Source organism: Paenibacillus glycanilyticus (assembly GCF_023715145.1).
Classification (GTDB): Bacteria; Bacillota; Bacilli; order Paenibacillales; family Paenibacillaceae; genus Pristimantibacillus; species Pristimantibacillus glycanilyticus_A.
Genome location: NZ_JAMBNP010000002.1, coordinates 558,247 through 577,170, shown reverse-complemented (window position 1 = coordinate 577,170; position 18,924 = coordinate 558,247). Strand labels below are relative to the sequence as shown.

General features: G+C 52.5%; 16 protein-coding genes. 2 read left to right on the top strand and 14 right to left on the bottom strand.

Annotation, left to right across the window (positions count from 1 at the left end):
* Positions 1 to 28 precede the first annotated feature (28 nt).
* From M3194_RS07840 to addB, 8 genes are all read right to left on the bottom strand, one after another.
* Entirely contained in the window at positions 29 to 1,405 is a 1,377-nt protein-coding gene (locus tag M3194_RS07840) for an NfeD family protein (protein ID WP_251652864.1), read from the bottom strand.
* 176 nt (positions 1,406 to 1,581) lie between these two features.
* Positions 1,582 to 2,025, bottom strand: a complete 444-nt coding sequence (locus M3194_RS07835; RefSeq protein ID WP_251652863.1) for a GatB/YqeY domain-containing protein — start codon at positions 2,023 to 2,025, stop codon at positions 1,582 to 1,584.
* A 15-nt stretch (positions 2,026 to 2,040) separates the two neighbouring features.
* A complete protein-coding gene (gene rpsU / locus M3194_RS07830) occupies positions 2,041 to 2,214 on the bottom strand; it encodes a 30S ribosomal protein S21 (RefSeq protein ID WP_005547957.1) in 174 nt (57 codons plus the stop codon).
* A 101-nt stretch (positions 2,215 to 2,315) separates the two neighbouring features.
* The gene (locus M3194_RS07825; RefSeq protein ID WP_251652862.1) at positions 2,316 to 2,669 is read right to left on the bottom strand and encodes a histidine triad nucleotide-binding protein; all 354 of its coding nucleotides are present in this window, start codon (positions 2,667 to 2,669) and stop codon (positions 2,316 to 2,318) included.
* 122 nt (positions 2,670 to 2,791) lie between these two features.
* Positions 2,792 to 3,199: a hypothetical protein gene (locus tag M3194_RS07820; RefSeq protein ID WP_251652861.1), complete on the bottom strand. Its 408-nt coding sequence runs from the start codon at positions 3,197 to 3,199 to the stop codon at positions 2,792 to 2,794.
* A gap of 50 nt (positions 3,200 to 3,249) precedes the next feature.
* Complete coding sequence (locus M3194_RS07815) at positions 3,250 to 3,852, bottom strand: hypothetical protein (RefSeq protein ID WP_251652860.1); 603 nt, start codon at positions 3,850 to 3,852, stop codon at positions 3,250 to 3,252.
* A 103-nt stretch (positions 3,853 to 3,955) separates the two neighbouring features.
* Positions 3,956 to 7,777 (bottom strand): helicase-exonuclease AddAB subunit AddA, encoded by a 3,822-nt coding sequence (addA, locus tag M3194_RS07810; RefSeq protein ID WP_251652859.1) that lies wholly within the window; start codon positions 7,775 to 7,777, stop codon positions 3,956 to 3,958.
* Complete coding sequence (gene addB, locus M3194_RS07805; protein ID WP_251652858.1) at positions 7,764 to 11,291, bottom strand: helicase-exonuclease AddAB subunit AddB; 3,528 nt, start codon at positions 11,289 to 11,291, stop codon at positions 7,764 to 7,766. The genes addA and addB overlap by 14 nt, the downstream gene beginning before the upstream one ends.
* Positions 11,292 to 11,476: 185 nt before the next feature.
* Between addB and M3194_RS07800 the strand changes: the two genes are divergently transcribed.
* Positions 11,477 to 11,806: a hypothetical protein gene (locus M3194_RS07800; protein ID WP_251652857.1), complete on the top strand. Its 330-nt coding sequence runs from the start codon at positions 11,477 to 11,479 to the stop codon at positions 11,804 to 11,806.
* A 214-nt stretch (positions 11,807 to 12,020) separates the two neighbouring features.
* Here M3194_RS07800 and M3194_RS07795 read toward each other — a convergent pair whose 3' ends face one another.
* Positions 12,021 to 13,388, bottom strand: coding sequence for a class I SAM-dependent rRNA methyltransferase (locus M3194_RS07795; protein ID WP_251652856.1), 1,368 nt, complete (start codon positions 13,386 to 13,388; stop codon positions 12,021 to 12,023).
* Between the two features lie 92 nt (positions 13,389 to 13,480).
* On the opposite strand from M3194_RS07795, the gene M3194_RS07790 reads away from it, so the two are divergent.
* The gene (locus tag M3194_RS07790; protein ID WP_251652855.1) at positions 13,481 to 14,449 is read left to right on the top strand and encodes a Na/Pi cotransporter family protein; all 969 of its coding nucleotides are present in this window, start codon (positions 13,481 to 13,483) and stop codon (positions 14,447 to 14,449) included.
* On the opposite strand, the gene M3194_RS07785 is transcribed toward M3194_RS07790, so the two are convergent.
* The 5 genes from M3194_RS07785 to prmA all read right to left on the bottom strand — a co-directional run bounded on the left by M3194_RS07785 (position 14,446) and on the right by prmA (position 18,849).
* On the bottom strand, positions 14,446 to 14,877 hold the full coding sequence (locus tag M3194_RS07785; protein ID WP_251652854.1) for an NUDIX hydrolase: 432 nt from the start codon (positions 14,875 to 14,877) through the stop codon (positions 14,446 to 14,448). The genes M3194_RS07790 and M3194_RS07785 overlap by 4 nt on opposite strands.
* 109 nt (positions 14,878 to 14,986) lie before the next feature.
* Positions 14,987 to 16,333, bottom strand: coding sequence for a tRNA (N(6)-L-threonylcarbamoyladenosine(37)-C(2))-methylthiotransferase MtaB (gene mtaB / locus M3194_RS07780; protein ID WP_251652853.1), 1,347 nt, complete (start codon positions 16,331 to 16,333; stop codon positions 14,987 to 14,989).
* A gap of 7 nt (positions 16,334 to 16,340) precedes the next feature.
* Entirely contained in the window at positions 16,341 to 17,117 is a 777-nt protein-coding gene (locus M3194_RS07775; RefSeq protein ID WP_251652852.1) for an RsmE family RNA methyltransferase, read from the bottom strand.
* Positions 17,118 to 17,179: 62 nt separating this feature from the next.
* Entirely contained in the window at positions 17,180 to 17,851 is a 672-nt protein-coding gene (locus tag M3194_RS07770) for a site-2 protease family protein (protein ID WP_251652851.1), read from the bottom strand.
* Positions 17,848 to 18,849, bottom strand: a complete 1,002-nt coding sequence (gene prmA, locus M3194_RS07765; RefSeq protein ID WP_251652850.1) for a 50S ribosomal protein L11 methyltransferase — start codon at positions 18,847 to 18,849, stop codon at positions 17,848 to 17,850. The genes M3194_RS07770 and prmA overlap by 4 nt, the downstream gene beginning before the upstream one ends.
* Positions 18,850 to 18,924: the final 75 nt, after the last annotated feature.

Genomic DNA, 18,924 nt, shown 5'->3' with positions numbered 1-18,924 from the left:
ACCCTCCATGTCATTTTTTCTCATTATCTTACAGGACTTCTCTTACGACAACCCATGTTCCTTCGGTTTTTATTACTTTTACGGTTTTTCCGGAGGCAATGAATTCCCCCGATGTGACAACGTCTATCCGATTGTCGCCAATCTGGATTGTTCCTGCCGGGCGAAGCGGCGTAATCGCTACCCCTTCCTGGCCCAGAAGCTCATCCTTTGTTTCCGCGGACAGGTAGCCTTTATCGGTTGTCAGCTTTTCCCGCAAAATAAATTTATTCCAGACGCCTCTGTCCTTGTATTTCTTCACCACGAAGTACAGGATAATCGTTGCAACCGCCAAAGCGATAACAAGCGAGATAAATGCCGTAAGCGGACTGGATGCGGCAGTCAACACCCCGGCAATTAGCGAGGCGCTGCCTAGAATGCCAAGTATCCCCCAGCTGGGCACAAACAGCTCAACAACCAGCAGCGCTATTCCAACAATGAAGAGCACCACTGACTCCATCCCCGCAAATCCCGCAATATAATGACCAAAGAAATACAAGCCAAACGACAGAATCCCGATAATTCCCGGGAAGCCAAAGCCCGGGATAAAGAGTTCAATGGCAATACCGGCAATCCCCAGGACGAACAGCACTGTCATCACTACCGGATTAACAAGCCATGAGGAAATCTTCTCGGAAATTGTAGGCTTGAGACTAATCTGCTCACGGCTCTCGAGCCCAAGCCACTTAATCGCATCCTCCACGGATTCCGCCTTGTACTCTGCATACCCGACTTTAATGGCTTCATCAGCCGTTAACGTCAGAATCTGGCCGGATTGCTTGACCTGCTTCAGATCTGGCAGCGGCACCGTCACGCCGGGATCCACCATGGCAGCAGCGATATCCGGATTGCGGCCGTTTAACTCGGCTGCCTCTCTCATCGTCTTCACCCAGAACGAGATAACCTTTGGATTGTCAATAAGGTCTCCAGAGCCGTTAACTACAGCGGCAGCGCCAATTGTGCTTCCCGGCTCCATTACAATGTTTTGCGCGTTAAGAGCAATATAAGTGCCTGCCGATACGGCCTTTCCCTCTACGTAAGCCGTAGTAGGAATACTGCTCTTGCGGATCAGCTCACCGATTTCCTCGGCGCTTGTTACTTCTCCGCCAAACGTATTGATCACGATCACAACTCTTTCCGCCTTCGCTTCGGCCGCCTCTTTGTAAGCCCTCTCCAAAAACGATTTAAGCCCGGATTCCACCGTTTGCTTGACCGGTACGACGTACACCGCGGGACCGATTTCCGATGCTTCTGCTCCGTGTACGGATTTACTGCCGCCAAGCAGTCCGCCTGTGGCAACCAGCATCATCGAAACCAGCATCAGAAGTGGCAAAATGACAGCAGCAAAGCGCCATCGATTCGTTTGCAAAGTGTCGCTCCTCCTTTTCAATCAGTAACCGTTAATACGCATATATGAACATTATGTTTCAATTTTGTCACATATAAGCGTAAACGGATAAACCCCGTATAGAGAAAGCCTTTATTTTCTTTTGCTAAAAAAGCAAAAACACCCCTCGAAAGGGGTGTCTTCGTCCGAACATATAGTTATTGCAGAAATTGTTGTACATATTGATTTACTAGTTTACCATCAGCGCGCCCTTTTGTTTTTGGCAAAAGCGCACCCATGACTTTTCCCATCTCGGCTTTGGAAGAAGCACCGAGTTCCTGGATGGTCTGCGTTACAATCGCTTTTATCTCTTCTTCGGTCAGCTGTGCGGGAAGGTATTGACTAATAATTTCAATTTCTGCTGAAAGATCTGTGACCAGATCATCTCGGCCGGCTTTGCTAAATTCTTGGAGGGAATCTTTACGTTGTTTGATTTCACGACTAAGTATATCTACCACTTCAGCATCCTCGAGAGGACGCTTCAAATCAATCTCCAAATTTTTAGCAGCCGCACGAATCATGCGAATCGTGGTCAGCTTGAACTTGTCCTGATTCTTCATGGCTTGCTTCATATCGTCGTTCAATCTATCGCTCAGGTTCATTATGGAAGGATCCTCCTAAAACTTTCTCTTACGCGCAGCCTCGGACTTCTTCTTGCGCTTTACACTTGGCTTTTCATAATGCTTGCGTTTTTTCACCTCAGCCAAAACGCCATCTTTAGCGATGGAACGTTTAAAGCGGCGAAGCGCAGCATCAATAGTTTCGTTTTTGCGAACTTTAGTTTCAGACACCAGTTTTCCCTCCCTCCGAAACAGACCGTCCAGAGCATTAAACATTAAACACGGTTTTATCAAACTTCAAACTTCATTATAAGACAAAACAAAATGAAGTGTCAACTTACACTATTTCCTACTAGAGAACCTAACTTCTCTCCACCCAGTAAATGGAAGTGCAGATGGTATACAACCTGACCGCCGTCGCTGTTCACGTTATTAATCAGCCGGTATCCAGACTCGGCAATTCCTTGCTGCTTCGCGATTTCTCGCGCAGCCGCCAACACTTCCGCGATAACCGGTCCATCCTCATCGGATACATCGTTCATCGTTGGAATATGTTTTTTTGGAATAATCAATATATGTACAGGAGCCGCGGGCTGAATATCTTTAAACGCAATAACGTTCTCGGATTCGTATACCTTCGTCGAAGGAATGGAGCCTTCGATGATTTTGCAAAAAATACAGTCCAAATATGCCCCTCCCTTCATCCATACTATGCCAATTATTATAACCGATAAAAGGGATGCTCGTCCAATCGCGGGACGCCGGACAGAACGCTCAAGCATTCATGAACCGGGTTCTTCATCAAATCTTAATAAAATGGCAGCAGCGAAAGCGCCAAGAGGCCTGCAAGCGGCAGGACCTGACGATAGAACCGTCCTCTTGGATAGTACGGATACGGATACAAGCCGGGGTACGGCACAAACGCTCTGTTATCCCAGCCTTGCGACCCTCCGCATGGGACAGCCAGGCATATATATTGGTCGTTCACATACTCCACGATACCGTCAACACACCAGCCGTCATGCGTTTGCGCGAGCACATACCGGTGCATGTGCGAGGAGCAGTGATCCTTCAGCGATTTCATCTGCGGCTCCGCAAGTGACGTCTGCACCTCCAACGTCTGGTTCTCGGCCTGCGCAGGAGCAATCGATGCCGGCTTGGATGCAGCCGGTTTGACTTCCGTTGCCTTTCCTTTTTGCTTCTTGCCTTTCTCCATCCTTGTCAGCCTCCCGTCTGCTACCATCGTATGCAGAACTGGGCATTTGGCTACTGGGCGGGCAATTTCATGCCGGACTGCTCCTGTATGGACGAATCAAGCTGCTTGGCAATATCAAGCCAGCCAATTCCCGCCCCGATCTGAATGGCCCCGCTGCGGGTTTTGCCCGAGTCAAGGTTGAACTCTTTCATGATGGCGAGCTGCTTGGAGTAAATATCCTGAACCGATTCCAAATAAACGGACTCCTGCTCAGTCAGTGTTCCATCTTGTTCTTTTATGTATGCGAGCGAATTATCGACATCGATGACAAAGCTGTATATTTGACCGGGATCAAACGCACTGCTCTCGCCGAAGCTGCTCGCCTGTTGCAAGAACTCTGTCACTCCGGAAGCATCGCGGAGAATGGTGCCGGTCTCCAGCGCTTTGCCTTCCAGGATCGCATTTGTATCGTCCAATACGGTCTGATAATAAGATACGGCCTTTGTTGCTGCTTCAATAATCTCAGAGCCTTTCGCAAACTTATCGTCCTGGTCGCCCTGAAGCGACTGCGAGTATAAGAACACGTTGCCGGTAAGGCTGAATACAAGCAGCAATAAAGTTATGGGCAGCGCGTAAGACCGTTTTTTCGATTGTGGCTCCTTATCCTGTTCCATCCTTGTCCATCCTTCCTATCCTCTACAGAAATAACTTTCTGCGGAATATTCACGAAATATCCGCAGAAAAGTTTAGCAATCCTGCTGTTGTTCTTCCTAAGCTTTATAATTTAACCGCTTGTCCGCCGTCAAAGAAGAAGACATGGCTTTCATCAATTGGACGGCCGATAACCGATTGTATTGCCTCCGCATACAGCTCCAATTGGAATCTGTGCCGCTCAGCGGCCTTCTCCCACTCTTTCATGTATATTCGGTCCGTCTTATAATCCAGCAGGACAATGCCGTCCTCATCTTCAAACAGACAGTCTATTACCCCTTGAATCAATACCGATTCGTCCGTCTCAGATGCCAGGCCCGGATACACCCGCCTAGCCGGAAACATGCAGCTGAACGGCACCTCGCGTCTAACCCACTTGGCGTTAACGAGCCGCTTGCCTATCTCGGTATCAAAGAAAGAAGCGACGGAAGGCAGATCGATTGATTCGGCCTGTCTTGCCGTCAACAGTCTGCGCGAGACCATATCGCCGAGAATGGTCTCAAGGTTAGCAGCATTAACATCGCCAGTAAGCGGAAGATGCTGCATAAGAAGATGGCTCACGGTTCCTTTCTCGGCTGCCGTCAAGGAGGCTTCCTCCATGAACTTCGGCCGTCTTAAGCGGAACGTGTAGCTTCCGCCCATGCTCTTCTTGCTTCCCTCTTGCTCTCTGTCATAGTCAACCGCAGCTAACGGCTGGCTGTCATCCAGCGGTTCTACCGCTTCGGCATGGAGTCGCTTCATCTCGGTCACCGAGGTTTTGGCAGCAACGAGGGTAGAGGCAAGATAGCCATAGCGCCATTCAAGCCTTGTCCGGAGCTCCTCATCCTCCTCCACCAGATCAAGCTGGGCTAACGAGAGGACGCCTTGAAGACGGTCTTCCCTTTCCCGATCTTCCTCCGTCTGCTCCTCCAGGCCTGCAGCAGCTTCAAGTCCAAGCATGGCAGCATCTACAACGCCAGCTCTCCACTGCAAAAGGCGAGAGTCAACGTCTCCAGGCAGAGCTTCTTCCGGCAGCGGGTTGAACGCAGCAGCGGCAAGCGGACCAAGCCAGTCCAGGAACGTAGACGCCGAGCTTAACCGGAAGTCCGGGATAAACCCGTTTGCATCAGCCGCGGACTGCCAGCGACGCTGCTTGGCGGCCGCATCCGACACCGTGCCGATCAGATACATTTTCTCCTTCGGACGGGTTAAGGCCACATAAAGAATGCGCATTTCTTCGGCCAGCATTTCCATGCGCATGCGGCGCCTAATCGAGAGGAACGGCAGACTCGGGTAGCTGACGCGTTTCTCCGGATCAATAAACTTGGGACCAAATCCAAGCTGCTTGTGCTTCAGAAAAGCGCTCCGCAAATCCTGTTGATTGAAGTTCTTGCCTAAGCCTGCCACAAAAACGACAGGAAACTCAAGACCCTTACTCTTATGAATGGACATAATCCGTACGACGTTCTCCTGTTCGCCTAGTGCCCTGGCCGTGCCAAGGTCTCCGCCGCTGTCACGCATCCGCTCAACGAACCGCAGGAAGCGGAACAAGCCGCGGAAGGAGGTCGCCTCGTATTGGCGGGCACGGTCGTGCAGAGCCCTCAGATTGGCTTGCCGCTGAACGCCGCCGGGGAGGCCGCCGGCAAAGTCATAATAGCCGGTCTCCCGGTATACGCTCCAGATCAGGTCGGCCAATGAGCCCTGTCTCGCGTCATTGCGCCAGCGGTCCAGCCTGTCCAGAAATAAGGACAGCTTGCGTCTCAGCTCATCCGGAAGCAGCAGATCGCCTGCTGCCTGAAGAACCGCATCATAGTAGGTGTCGTGCATGGCTCCAATCCGAATAAGGGCCAGTTCTTCGGCATTTAGTCCAAAGATAGGCGAACGGAGCGTGCCGGCAAGCGGAATATCTTGATACGGATTGTCGATAACCCGAAGCAAAGAAAGAATCGTCTCTACTTCCGTGGCGTCAAAATACCCGCTGCTGAGCTCCGCATAAGCAGGTATGCCGGCTGCCTGCAGCTCCTCAATGATTACGGGAGCCCAAGCCTGCGTTGCCCTCAGCAGAATAACGATATCGCGCCATTCCATAGGTCGGCTTTCCCGCTTCTTGCCGTCGTACACGCGGAAGCCTTCATCGAGCAGCGTCCGGATTTGCCGGGCAATAAGCCGGGCTTCCAGCTGCGCGGTTTGCAGCTCCTCCGCTGATTCGGCTGCTGCGCCTGCCCCCCGCTCCGGTTCCTCCTCGGAATCTGTTGCAGCCGAAGCTGCCTCGTCCTCCGAATCCGATGAACCAGCTTTATCAATAACCGCAAGCTCTACCGCAAATAGACCTGCCTGGTCCGGCTCCGGATAGGAGGCCCCGCATACCAGCTCAGCTCGTTTGTCATAATCCATCTCCGCTACCGATTCGCGCATAATCGCGCGGAACACGTCGTTTACTCCGTCTACCACTTCCAGACGGCTTCGGAAATTGCGGGCCAGATCAATCCGCAGACCGTCACCGCCGGGCGCGCCGTAATTTTTATACTTGGACATGAACAAATTCGGCTCGGCAAGACGGAACCGGTAGATACTCTGCTTCACATCGCCGACCATGAACCGGTTGCCCGCCTCCGGATTAGCGATTAAGGACACGATAGCTTCCTGAACCATGTTTGTATCCTGATATTCATCGAGCAAGATTTCGTCAAACTGCCGCTGGTATTCAAGGGCAGCCGATGATGGAGACGTACGCTCCGGCGTCGATTCCGGCGCTCTTAAGATCCGCAAGCAATAATGCTCAAGGTCGCCAAAATCCAGCAGACCTTTTGCCCGTTTTGCCGCTTCATACCGCTCTCCGAATTCCACAACAAGCTCGGCTAGAGCAGCCATTAAAGGAGCAAGCTCGCGCAGCTCCCAAGCGAATTCCTCGGCGGAACGCCCGAACAGCTCATCGGCAAGCGAGCTGATCAGCTTTTTCGCCTGATCGCGAAGCTCCTTCGCCTGCTCCTGCATCGATTTGTCATAATCATCGCCTCGCATGGCCTTCAGCTTGCCGAATTGAACCGCTTGGAAAGATTCGAACCACAGCTCCCAAGGATGCAAACGAACCGTCTCGGTCAAAGCGTTCACAAGCGCGAGATCTTCTTCAAACGTGGCGGCATAAGGCGCTGGACCAGCCGGCTCTTTTGTCAGCTGCATCGCCTGATTGAGCAGGGAAGCCGCTCCCGACAATGCCAGCTCGACGTCGGCCTTCAGGCTTGCCACCCACGGACTGTTGCGAAGTCCCTCCACGCTATCAACCATAAAGCTTGCTGCAGTCTGACGAAGCCAATGTTCCGGCCAAGGATGGCTTTGCGCGAAGTCATAGAGCTGCTGCACGAGCCTGTACAAAGGCTCGTCGCCGCGTTCGCCGCCATAACGGTCGGCCAGACGCAGGAAAGCCCCGTTATCGCCGGCACCTTCATACTTTTCTTCAAACAACTGATCCAGCACGTCAATACGCAACAATTCGCTTTCCGTTTCATTGGCAATCCGGAAGCCAGGATCAAGGCCAATTAATGGATAATACCTGCGAATAACATCCAGACAGAAGGAGTGCAGCGTCGTTATCGAGGCACGGTTCATAAGCGCCAGCTGTCTGCGCAAATGCTCCGAATTCGGCTGCCGCTCCAGCTCTTTCTCCAGCGCAATCCGGATCCGGTCCTTCATTTCGGCTGCCGCTGCTTTAGTAAAGGTTGCGACAAGCAGCCTGTCGACATCGGAGAAAGAGGAGATCTTCCTGATAATCCGTTCAACCAGTACCGCCGTTTTCCCGGAGCCCGCCGCCGCCGCCACAAGGACATCCGAGCCTTCCGTCACAATCGCGCGCCACTGGTCATCCGTCCAGGTGCTGTTCTCAGGCTTTTCCGGCATGTTAGGCGTCTCCATTCGTCGTCTCCTCCTCTCCATTTAGCTGCTCCCAAATCTCATCATCCGAGAGCTTGCTCAGCTTCATATATTCATTGCCGTCAAATAACGGATCGAATTGGCATACCGGCTTATAATCGCAATATTGGCATGGAGATTTCGTTCCGAGGCGGTAAGGCTCGATCGTTATTTTCCCGCAGCCGATTTCCGTGCCTATTTTCCCGATTGTCCGTCTGACCGAGCTGCGAAGCACATCCCATTGATCATTCGTTACAACCGAGGAACTGCTGTAAAAGCTTCCGTCACGCTTCAATGCAACAGGAAGAATCTCCGAATAACCGGATTCCAGCTCGCCGTCCATCAGCTTTGCCGTCTCTGCTTCGGCCGTGATAAGCCCTTTTGTTTTGAACTTCTTAAGCAGTCTCGCATTCACCTCGGCACCGGATAAACCGTTAGCTACCGCAAGCATCGGATTATGCACATGGAAGTACAGCACGCCGGCAGGCGACGCGGGCTTTCCTAGCCATTCGGATGCATGAGTAACGAGCACATCCAGGTAAGTCAACATCTGCAGGGACAGACCAAACGCCACTTCTTCCAGCCTGAGCTGCGTCGCGCTTGATTTGTAGTCCAACACGCGCAGCAGCAATCCGTCCTCCGTCTCCGCCGCGTCCACGCGGTCAATCCGCCCGATAATCTCCATTGTGCTGCCGTTTTCAAGCGGAATGACAAGGGAGGGGAGCGTTCCGTCCGGGCCAAAATCAACCTCCAGCCCTACCGGCTGGAACTGGGCCCTGCGTGAATGCTCGCTTAATATGACGGCCGCTTGCGCGACAATTTCCTTCAGCTTGCGGGCAATGTATTGAAATCTTCCGCTGCTGAGCAGAATTTGCGATTGCAGTCTCGGGGCAAGCTCATCAACTGTCTTTGCTGCCGCTTCCCGGATCTGGCCTTCCGGCATGGAGCCCCAGCGCTGCCCGACACTTCCTGCCAGGCGGCTGAGCGCCGCATGGAACAGCTGTCCGACATCCGGTGCTTCAAGCCTGTACATCTGGCGCTCGCGCAGCTTTAGGCCGTGAATAGCGAAATGCTGGAACGGACAGGACACAAACCTTTCCATTCGCGATACGCTTGCTTTTAGATTGGTGCCATACAGCTGTTGTGCCGTTGTTGTCGTCAGCTCATTCTCCTGATTGGAGTAGCTTAACGAGGCGTTCATAAGCTGCAGCTTATCCTGCCATTCCGGCCGAATCGCGTACCAATTGTAAATATCCCACCAGAAAGAAGCAATGTCTTCCCCCTGCCGCCAGGCACGAAGCTCCGTTATTAAATACCCCAGCGTCCGCTGAGGATGTTCGATATAGGAGCGCTGCTCGCCGGTCTCCATGCTTGGCGTAGGTTCCCCTGCCGCTTGATAGACCGGGATACCCGGGAACAGCTGCTTCACCTGCCGGATGACTTCCGAAGGGAGCAGACTTTTCCCTTCCTCGTCGGCCTGTGCCCAGCTGATCCACAAATGATGGCTGGCCGTCGTCAAAGCGTTATAAATAAGGAATCGCTCGTCCAGCAGTCTGCGCCTTACGCCTGGCGCCATGACAAGACCTTCCTCGGCGAGCCGCTCCCGCTCCTGCTCGGTAAGCACTCCGTCCTCTTGTATGCGCATCGGCATAACGCCGTCGTTGGCGCCAAGCACGTAACAAATCTTCACGTCGCCGGAACGCGTCCGGTCCATGCTTCCGATCAGAGCCTGATCAAGTGCCGGCGGCACAGCCGCAAGCTTCAGGCTCTCAAGCCCCGTCTCCACCATACCGGCGAACAACTCCGGAGGCATATCTTCGTCTCCGACCATCTCCACGAGTTGGTCAAGCATCTGCATAACACCGTCCCAGAGCTGACGATGAGATCTGGCGCGCTGCGTGCTTCCGGCGGCACTGTCTTCACGGCTCCATCGCTCCAGGCGGTCGGCCGCATCCGCATGGTCCAGCAGCTTATACAGAGCTTCACACATTGCCTTCACGTTTGTTGCTTTTTTCAAGGATTGCTCAAACCGTCTGAGCGGAGGCACAATCGCCTCTCGCGCGGCCATTACAGCCTGGAATTCCCGCTTGGCTTTCGCCGATGGCTCCGAAGCGGCCTCCGGACCATCCTCCAGCGATTGCGGCATCAGAGGATGCCATCTGGAACGGTCAAGCCACTTCCAGCCGTCCACTCCCGCCGCCAGCACATAATTTTCCAGCCGGTCGAACAGCTCGCGAGACATACTCCCGTCAATCGGGAACAACAGCTCCGTCTTGATGCAGCGGAATACCGCTTCGTAATGCCACCCATGAAGCACCGTCTCAAGTGCAGAACGGATAAATTCAACAAGCGGATGATGGACCGTATTGTTCTTCTGGTCCAGGAAATAAGGAATTTCATAATCATCAAATATCGTTTGAATATAGTCCGTATAATTGGCTGCATTACGCACCATTACCGCCATGTCACGCCAACGGAGCCCCTCTTCGCGGGCCCGTCTCACCATATCCCTTGCAGCAGCTTCCACTTCAGCTCTTCTGTTCGCGGAGGCATGCAGGGATACCCCGCATGACGGACTGTCCACCGCAAGCATCTTCTTATCCGGCAAGAGCATGGGCGTCCTTCCGCCGTAATGCCTCTCCAGGTGAGCCAGCATCGGACTTCTCTTGAAACGCGAAGCAGCGCCTTCGCCAAGCACGACCGTTTCATGCACAGGCACGCCAGCCTGCGCAGCCAAGGCTGCCAGATTGGCATAGGTTTCAGCTGTAGGATGAAACAGCTCAAGCTCATGCGGCATTTCGCCGTTATCATACGGACGGTCCAGCGTGAGCGCCACCGTTACTTCGGCGGTTGAAGCAATAAGCGCGCCAAGCGCCTCATACTCTTTTGGCGTAAAGCCGTGAAAGCCGTCGATCCACAGCTGGGCTCCGTGCATAGCCGTCGCGGACGCGTATCCGTCTATCAATTGCGTCAAATAATCTTCGGAATCTATATAAAGTCCGCTTAATTCCCGCTCCAATCTGTCATAGACCAGACGCAGATCATGCAGCTTCCGGTTCAGAAGCGAAGCATCCTCGACGGAAGCCGTTTTTTCCTTCAGCAGATTGGCATCAATGCCGTAGCGTTTCCATTCTGTCAGCAGCTCTCCCAGCCGCTCAATGAAGCCTGGCTGCTCCGCTCCGCTCTGAAACAGCTCCAGCTGCTTTCCTAAGCGGTGAATAATCTTAAACAGCATCATATGCTTGCCGTTATCGCTGATCGGAATCAGTGCGGTACCGCCCGTCTCCTGCATCACGCGGAAGGCCAGACGGCGGAAGCTTAACGCTTGCGCGCGAATCGTCCCGTTCAGCGCCGTGCCTTTCAACAGGGCATATTCCGTCTGAAAAGTAGCCTGCTCCGGAACAAGCATGATAAGCGGCGCTCCATCCGGCTCACCTTGCAGCTTGGCGCGGATAGCATCCAGACAGTAGGTCGTTTTCCCCGTTCCCGAACGGCCAAGCACAAATCGAAGCCCCATCTTCTGATCTTCCTTTCCGATTCAATCTCATAATCTACTATACTATCATATCGCAGGTCCTTTTTCACCCGATTAACAAACGTATGTTCTGGAAAAATTACTGTCTTATATCGAAAAACATTGCAATTCCTTGAATTCCAAGTATAATACTAGGTAATAACGCCATTTGGACTGGAGGAACGGCAATGATTTCAGACTATACAATCACTCCGCAATGGATTAATGACTATCTCGACTTACATAACTACGCCAAGCAAATCGGAGATCGCGAGTGGCAGGATGAGATTATCCGTACACTCGCTGATTGGAGAGAACATATAAGTCAGCTGGCCATGTCCGTCAAAGCTGCCGAGCTTTGGAGACAATATGACATGATCAACCAAAAGATGCTTGACCTTTATCAACAGCTTAGGCTCTCGGATGACTCCGCCGAGCTGAAAACGTTACGAGAAGAAGTATGGATGCTGAGACTTGAACGCGTTGAGCTGAGCAGACAATTCAAGGAATCCTTGTAAAAACAAAAAAATCCCGCATGCGGATTTCCGCTCTGCCGGATTATGGGTTGGTCAAACATGCAGATATCTGCTCTGTCTGCTATGGATCCCGCTGCGTGCAGTCGACTGCCTGTCAGCGTTACTATTCTATTATACACATCAATTGAAGGTATGGATATGTCTATTTTTTGAACAGAAGCCGTATGGATTGCAACAATCCACACGGCTTCTTTGATTATTTGCTGCGTACTTCGAAGACGGCAAATTTCAAATAATGACCTTCCGGGACGCCTAGCAGCTGGGGATGATCTTTACCCGCTGCCCGCCACTCGACAAGTCGCAGCAGCTTGCCCGCATCCGAAGCAGCTTCCTGTATCGTCTCGAGGAACAAATCCGGTCTCATGTGATAGGAACAGCTGGCTGTAACCAAATAACCGCCCTCATTCACCAGCTTCAACCCGTGCAGATTAATGTCCTTGTAACCTCGGCATGCTCCGGCTACAGCGCTTTTGGTCTTTGCGAAAGCAGGAGGATCGAGGATGACCACATCCCAGGTGCGTCCGTTGCCGCTGATCGGCTTTGAAGTATCCGTGCCGGCACGGCTGCGCTCTTCTCTTTCTTCAACGCCTTTCACTTGCGTGCGCAAATAATCAAAAGCATCCGCCACAACAAATTCGACGCGGTCCGTAAAGCCATTGCGCTCCACGTTCCGGCGCGCGGTGTCGATGGCATGCTCGGATACATCCAGACAGGTTACTTTTTTCGCGCCGTATTTGCAGGCATGAAGGGTGAAGCTTCCTGTATGGGCAAAGCATTCAAGCACGGTTGCGCCGTCCCAATAGGGGAAGGTCACTTCTTTCCCGTTGGAATTCACCGGAACAAGCGTCGTGTTTTCTGTGTCTGTGTCAGCCGGACGGCGTTCCAGCCGAATACCGCTCCTTGCCCCCCAGCCCTTCATCAAGGGCTCAATGGATGCCCGGTTCTCGCGCTGATCATAGAAATAGCCCGTCTTCTGCCCCTCTACAATGTCAACCTCCAGCTTCAGGCCATTCTCTTCGATCTCGAGAATACGCGGACAGTCCCCGTACAGGACGCCTGTGAGAAGCTCGAGTCCCTCCAGCTGTCTAACGCCAACGTCGCTGCGCTCGTAGATTCCTTTCGGCTGGAATACGTCAACCAGAGCCTCGACAATCTCATCCCGGCGGATATCCATTCCTAAGGTCACAATCTGAACGACCAGAACATCCGCGAAACGGTCTACGACAAGACCCGGAAGAAAATCAGCCTCTCCATACACCAATCTGCAATCCCGGTCCGGTACGAACCGGCTGCGGTGAGCTTCACAGGAACGGAACCGTTCCTTGAAAAATGCTGCATCCATCTTTTCCAGAGGCTGATAGGATACAACGCGTACGGTTATCTGCGATTTGGGATTATAATAGCCGGTTGCCAAATATTTGCCGTTATGGCCAACGACATCAACCAGCTCTCCAGGCTCCGCTTCCCCTTCCAGCTTTTCAATCTCATTTGAATATATCCACGGGTGGCCAGCTTCAAGACGCTTCTTGCGGCCCTTCTGCAGCCAAACTTTCGCTTTGCTCACTTCGTTAATCTCCCTCTCTGGTCCTGGCTTGTCATGCTTGTCTGACGGTACGCATATGTATCAACGATAACGACGATAAAGGAGAACCTTCTATGCTCCATTCCATTCTTCTGCCAATGGCCATCGGCTTCACCATATTTATCTTCGGAATGAAGCTGATGGAGCTTGCGCTTCACCGGCTGGCAGGTCCCTATCTTCAGCATATTTTACACCGTTCAACGGCTACGCCCGTGCATGGTCTCGCCATCGGCACGGCAACAACGGCTTTTCTGCAGAGCAGTACTGCCGTTACGGTAATTGCAATCGGTCTAGTCAACGCCGGTCTTTTGACCTTTCCCCGGACGCTTGGCATTATTCTCGGAAGCAACATCGGGACTTGCCTAACTACGGAGCTGATAGGCTTGAACTTAAATAAACTAGCCGTCCCTTTGCTGCTGTTGTCCCTTGCCGGCTGGCTGATGACCGTTCTGCTGAATGAAATGGGAGCATGGCCGAAGGTCCGCTCCATCAAGCTGCTCGAGACAATCCGCTCCTCTGCCGTGGCCTTGGGAGGCTTCAGTCTTCTGCTCTTCGGAATGGCCATGATGCAGGCGATCGGGCCTGCCGTTCAGGAAAGCTCTTTATTCAACTGGTTCCTGGACAAATCAACAAGCAGCCTCTGGTGGGGACTAGCGGCCGGTGCGGTACTGACGGCTATCGTCCACAGCAGCGCTGCTGTTATTGGCATCATCATGGGCTTTGCGTCCATTGGAGCAATGCCGCTGGAACTTGGCGTCGCCGTTGTGCTGGGAGCTAATATCGGTACTTGTGCCACCGCCTTGCTCGCTTCCTTCAGCGGTTCGAAATCCGGGCAATATGTAGCCTGGTCCCATACCGTGCTAAATGCGGGCGGTGCGCTTCTCTTTATGCCGTTCCTTGGCGAGCTTGCAGCTGCCTCGGGCTGGCTGGCCCATTCCCCTGCCAGCCAAATCGCTCACGCTCAAACCATCTTCAACATACTAAGCTCGCTTATTGCTTTGCCGTTCTGCTATTTACCGGCTTTCCGGAAGACGCCGGTCTAATCGTACTTCACGCCAAGCAAGCTGAGGGCTCCCGCTACAATCCTGTTATTATTCTCATAGCCCGACTGCTTCTGGCGTCTCCAGGCTTCCAGCGGATCAAACCATTCGACCCCTCGGATTTCTTCTACCTGGGCCTGAAGCGAGCCGCCAACCGCTTCGACCAAATAATAATGAACCTCTTTATTGACGGTTCCCTTATTCGCATCATGATATTGATACTTGATCTGATCAATCGGTTTGACAATAACCCCAATCATGCCGGTTTCCTCGGCGATTTCTCTTAGCGCCGTTTGTTCGACCGTTTCCCCGGACTCCATCTTGCCTTTCGGGAGCGACACTTTGCCGTAACGGTCCTGAATCAGCTGGATTTGCAAAAGCCCGGCCTCGTTCCGGCGATAGACTACTCCTCCTGCCGAAATTTCAACCATTTCCGTTTCCCCCTTGCCTGCTTGACATTTGCATGCAACAACGAGGATTTCCCGCTAATTTCGAAACTGCAGAAATGAGCGAGAAATCCTCGTGCGATATATCTATTTCCTAAGCTCTCATTGCCTCTGCCGGTACATCGTCAAGTACGCGCACAAGCTGGGCGCGGCATTCGTTAACGCCTGCTTCCGTAATTTTGACACGGCACAGCTTGCCAACAAGCGCTTCCGTTCCTTCAAATACAATCTGAATATAGTTGTCGGAGTAGCCCATAACTAGACCTGTACCAGGCGCGCCCTTGTAATCACGCTCCGGAATGACGTCCAGCACAGCTCCTACATGCTCCTTCGCATAAGCGAGCTGCATTTTTTCCGACAGGTCAATCAGCTTATGAACGCGTTCGTTCTTCACTTCTTCGTCAATTTGATCTTCCATCCGCGCGGCAGGCGTACCCGTACGTTTCGAATAAGGGAAGACATGCATTTCGGAGAAGCCGACCTCTTCCATAAACTTGTAGCCGTTCTCGAACATTTCTTCGGTTTCGCCAGGGAAGCCAACGATAACGTCAGTCGTAATCGCTACGCCAGGCATGGCTTCGCGGATACGCTTCAGCTTGGCTGCGAATTCTTCCGTCGTATATTTGCGGCGCATCCGCTTTAATACCGAAGTATCGCCCGCTTGCAGCGGAATATGCAGATGGCGGCACATTTTGGACGAACGCTTCAGAACGTCGATCATCGCATCATCAATTTGGCTGGCTTCAATCGAACTGATCCGGATACGCTCAAGACCGTCGATTTTGTCCAGATCCCACAGCAAATCGGTCAAACGGTAATTTTCCATATCGTCGCCGTAGCCGCCTGTATGAATGCCCGTCAGAACCACTTCCTTGTAACCGGAAGCTACCAGCTGTTTAGCCTGCTCCAGCACGCTCTTCGGATCGCGGCTGCGCGACAGCCCCCGGGACCACGGAATTATACAGAAGGTGCAGAAGTTGTTGCAGCCCTCCTGGATCTTCAGAAACGCACGCGTACGCTCGTTGAAATCCGGTACATCAAGCTCTTCGAAGTCGCGTGTCTTCATAATGTTGCGAACCGCGTTAACCGGCTGGCGGTCATCATGAATTTGATTAACAAAGGTCATGATCTTCTCGCGGTCCTGCGTGCCAATGACAAGATCAACGCCCGGAATGGCCATAATCTCCGCGGGAGACGTCTGGGCATAACAGCCCGTTACCGCAATAACCGCATCCGGATTACGGCGAACGGCACGCCGAATAATCTGACGGCTCTTCTTGTCGCCAGTATTCGTAACCGTGCATGTATTAATCAGGTACACGTCAGCGGTCGACTCAAAGTCAACCTGCTCGTATCCTTCGTTTTTGAACAGCTGCCAAATCGCTTCTGTGTCGTAAAAGTTAACTTTGCATCCCAAGGTGTAAAATGCAACCGATGGCATAAATTCCTTACGCTCCTCCCATTTCTCCGGCCTCGTACAGTAAGCAGGTCAATCCAACAATACCCGCCGTTTCCGTCCGCAGAATCCGTCTGCCAAGGCCAACGATAAACGCTCCCGCCGCCTCTGCCTCATCTGCTTCCCGTTCTGTAAAGCCGCCTTCAGGACCAACGATCAGCAGGACTTTCGGCTCGGCGGATTGCTTGCCCGCCCGCTTCCAGTCCAGCACGGCATCTCGGATGCCTCTGCTGTCTGCCGCATCGCCTTCCCGTTCATAACAAAATAACGCCAAATCAAACGTTTGAATCAATTCCTTCAGCTCACGCCAGCTGCGAACGGGCTCAATCGTCGGAACGCGGCAGCGATGTGACTGCTCCGCCGCTTCCTTCGCGATCTTGCTCCAACGCTCCAGACGCTTGGCTTCCTTCTTACCGTCATATTGAACGATCATCCGCTCCGACTGGAACGGCGCAAACGCGTACGCGCCAATCTCCGTCCCCTTCTGAATGACCAACTCCATCTTATCGCCCTTTGGCAGGCTTTGCGCAATGGTAACCGACCAACTGGGCTCGCTGTCCATCGGCAGCTCCTCCACAATGTCAGCCACAACCTCCGATGAGTCCGCTTCCCGCACAGCGGCTAGCACAACTCGGGAAATACCGTCGCTGGCGATAAACTTCTCTTCCGGCTTCATCCGCATAACGCGGACGGCATGAAAAGCATCTTCTCCTATTAAACGCACGCTGGAGCCGTCAAACTGCTCCGCTGCTATAAAATATCGCTGCATTGCGTCAGTCTAACCATCCTTCATCATAGCATGTTTCCGCTTCAAAAATCTATGAAAGCGGCCTAAAACAGCGGTTGGAATAAATTCGCAAAAAAGTGGCTGAGCGGAACCCACCAACCGAGAATCGGGTCCAGCGTTACCCGGCGAAGCGGCGGAATAAACACCAGCAGGAGGAAAATATAAACGCCCCACTGCACATTCTGATCCATCTTGACTCGCGCCTCTAGCGGCAGCAGATCCTGAATAATCCGGTAACCGTCAAGCGGCGGCAGCGGAATCAGGTTAAAGATAAACAAGAGAAAATTAAGATAGATAAAATAGCTTAAGAACCGCTCAATCGCAAGATTCACGCCATTGGAGCCCGCATACATCGCGCCCGTAGAATCCAGTGTTAACAAAATAAGAATACCTAAGACGCCAAGAAGCAAATTGCTTAACGGTCCAACGGCCGAGACGATGATTCCCATCAGGCGCGGGTTCTTAAAGCGGCTGGAATTGACGAGAACAGGCTTCGCCCAACCGAAGCCTGCAATCAGGATGAGAATCGCGCCAAGTATGTCAATATGGACGCGAGGATTCAGTGTAACCCGTCCCATATCCTTTGGCGTGTTGTCGCCAAACTTGTAGGCGCTGTACGCATGCGCGAACTCATGCACCGTAAAGGAAATGATGAGCACAAGCGCAACAAACGGCAAGTCCTCAAGCGGGTAAGCTAAGAAACTGTCCCAGTTCATTCATTCACCTGCGGCTTTCTCGCCACGAATGCAATCCAGTCCTCGTCGCGGCGTTTATCAACGATTACAAAGCCCGAGCGGATCAAACCTTCCTCCACATCGGTTTCTTTGTTCTTGTAAATACCAGAGGCAATATAAATGCCATTCGGCTTCAGGGCCGCGAACACGTCATCAATAAAGAGCAAAATAATCTCTGCCAAAATGTTCGCTACTACCAGGTCAACCGGCAGCGTAACCGACGTTGTGAGCGCATCCCGCTCGTTAGCGGCATGAACAACCTTGCCGCCAAGCACGCCAAGCAGATCGCTTTCCAGTACTTCCACATCATCCTGCAGACCGTTCAGTCTCACATTCTCCGTTGCGCTCGATACCGCCACCGGATCAAGATCCAATGCCAGTACCCGGCGAGCGCCAAGCTTCATAGCGCCAATCGCCAGAATCCCGGAACCCGTGCCAACGTCAATTACTTCCTCATCGCCCGTAATAACCGATTCCAGCGTTTGCAGGCAAAGCGCCGTTGTTGGATGCGTGCCCGTACCAAATGCCATACCAGGATCAAGCTCAATAATATTCTCGCCAACCGCCGGCTCGTATTCTTCCCATGTCGGCTTGATCGTCAGCTTCTCCGATACCCTGATTGGCTTGAAATATTGCTTCCAGGCAGTCGCCCAGTCCTCTTCGTCTACAAGCCTGAACGTGATTTCATAGCTGCCGGGATCAATGCCAAACTCCTTCAGCTCTTCAATGCGCGGCACAAGCTTCGCCTTCAGGTCTTTCATGTCTACGCTTTCCGTGAAATAGCCTTGAATAACCGCCTGGCCTTCCGGAATATCATTAAGCGGCGTCTCGTACCATTGTCCGAGCGATGTATCCCGTTCTTTGTTCAAAGTGCCCGATTCTTCAATGGATACGCCGCCCGCATCCATTTCATGCAGAAAGTTCGAGATCATCTCGATCGCTTGCTCCGTTGTCGAGATCGTAATTTCATGCCATTTCATATGTACTATAACCCTCCAAAAGTGAAAACTACCATCTATTGTACACTATTCATCATTTATGCACAAAAAAGCGGC

Coding starts and splice junctions, on each gene's coding strand:
- M3194_RS07820 (WP_251652861.1), bottom strand. CDS start 3,199: ATGGAGAAAGGCAAGAAGCAAAAAGGAAAGGCAACGGAAGTCAAACCG.
- M3194_RS07790 (WP_251652855.1), top strand. CDS start 13,481: ATGCTCCATTCCATTCTTCTGCCAATGGCCATCGGCTTCACCATATTT.
- M3194_RS07800 (WP_251652857.1), top strand. CDS start 11,477: ATGATTTCAGACTATACAATCACTCCGCAATGGATTAATGACTATCTC.
- M3194_RS07785 (WP_251652854.1), bottom strand. CDS start 14,877: ATGGTTGAAATTTCGGCAGGAGGAGTAGTCTATCGCCGGAACGAGGCC.
- M3194_RS07815 (WP_251652860.1), bottom strand. CDS start 3,852: ATGGAACAGGATAAGGAGCCACAATCGAAAAAACGGTCTTACGCGCTG.
- M3194_RS07770 (WP_251652851.1), bottom strand. CDS start 17,851: ATGAACTGGGACAGTTTCTTAGCTTACCCGCTTGAGGACTTGCCGTTT.
- addA (WP_251652859.1), bottom strand. CDS start 7,777: ATGGAGACGCCTAACATGCCGGAAAAGCCTGAGAACAGCACCTGGACG.
- M3194_RS07775 (WP_251652852.1), bottom strand. CDS start 17,117: ATGCAGCGATATTTTATAGCAGCGGAGCAGTTTGACGGCTCCAGCGTG.
- M3194_RS07835 (WP_251652863.1), bottom strand. CDS start 2,025: ATGAACCTGAGCGATAGATTGAACGACGATATGAAGCAAGCCATGAAG.
- prmA (WP_251652850.1), bottom strand. CDS start 18,849: ATGAAATGGCATGAAATTACGATCTCGACAACGGAGCAAGCGATCGAG.
- addB (WP_251652858.1), bottom strand. CDS start 11,291: ATGGGGCTTCGATTTGTGCTTGGCCGTTCGGGAACGGGGAAAACGACC.
- mtaB (WP_251652853.1), bottom strand. CDS start 16,333: ATGCCATCGGTTGCATTTTACACCTTGGGATGCAAAGTTAACTTTTAC.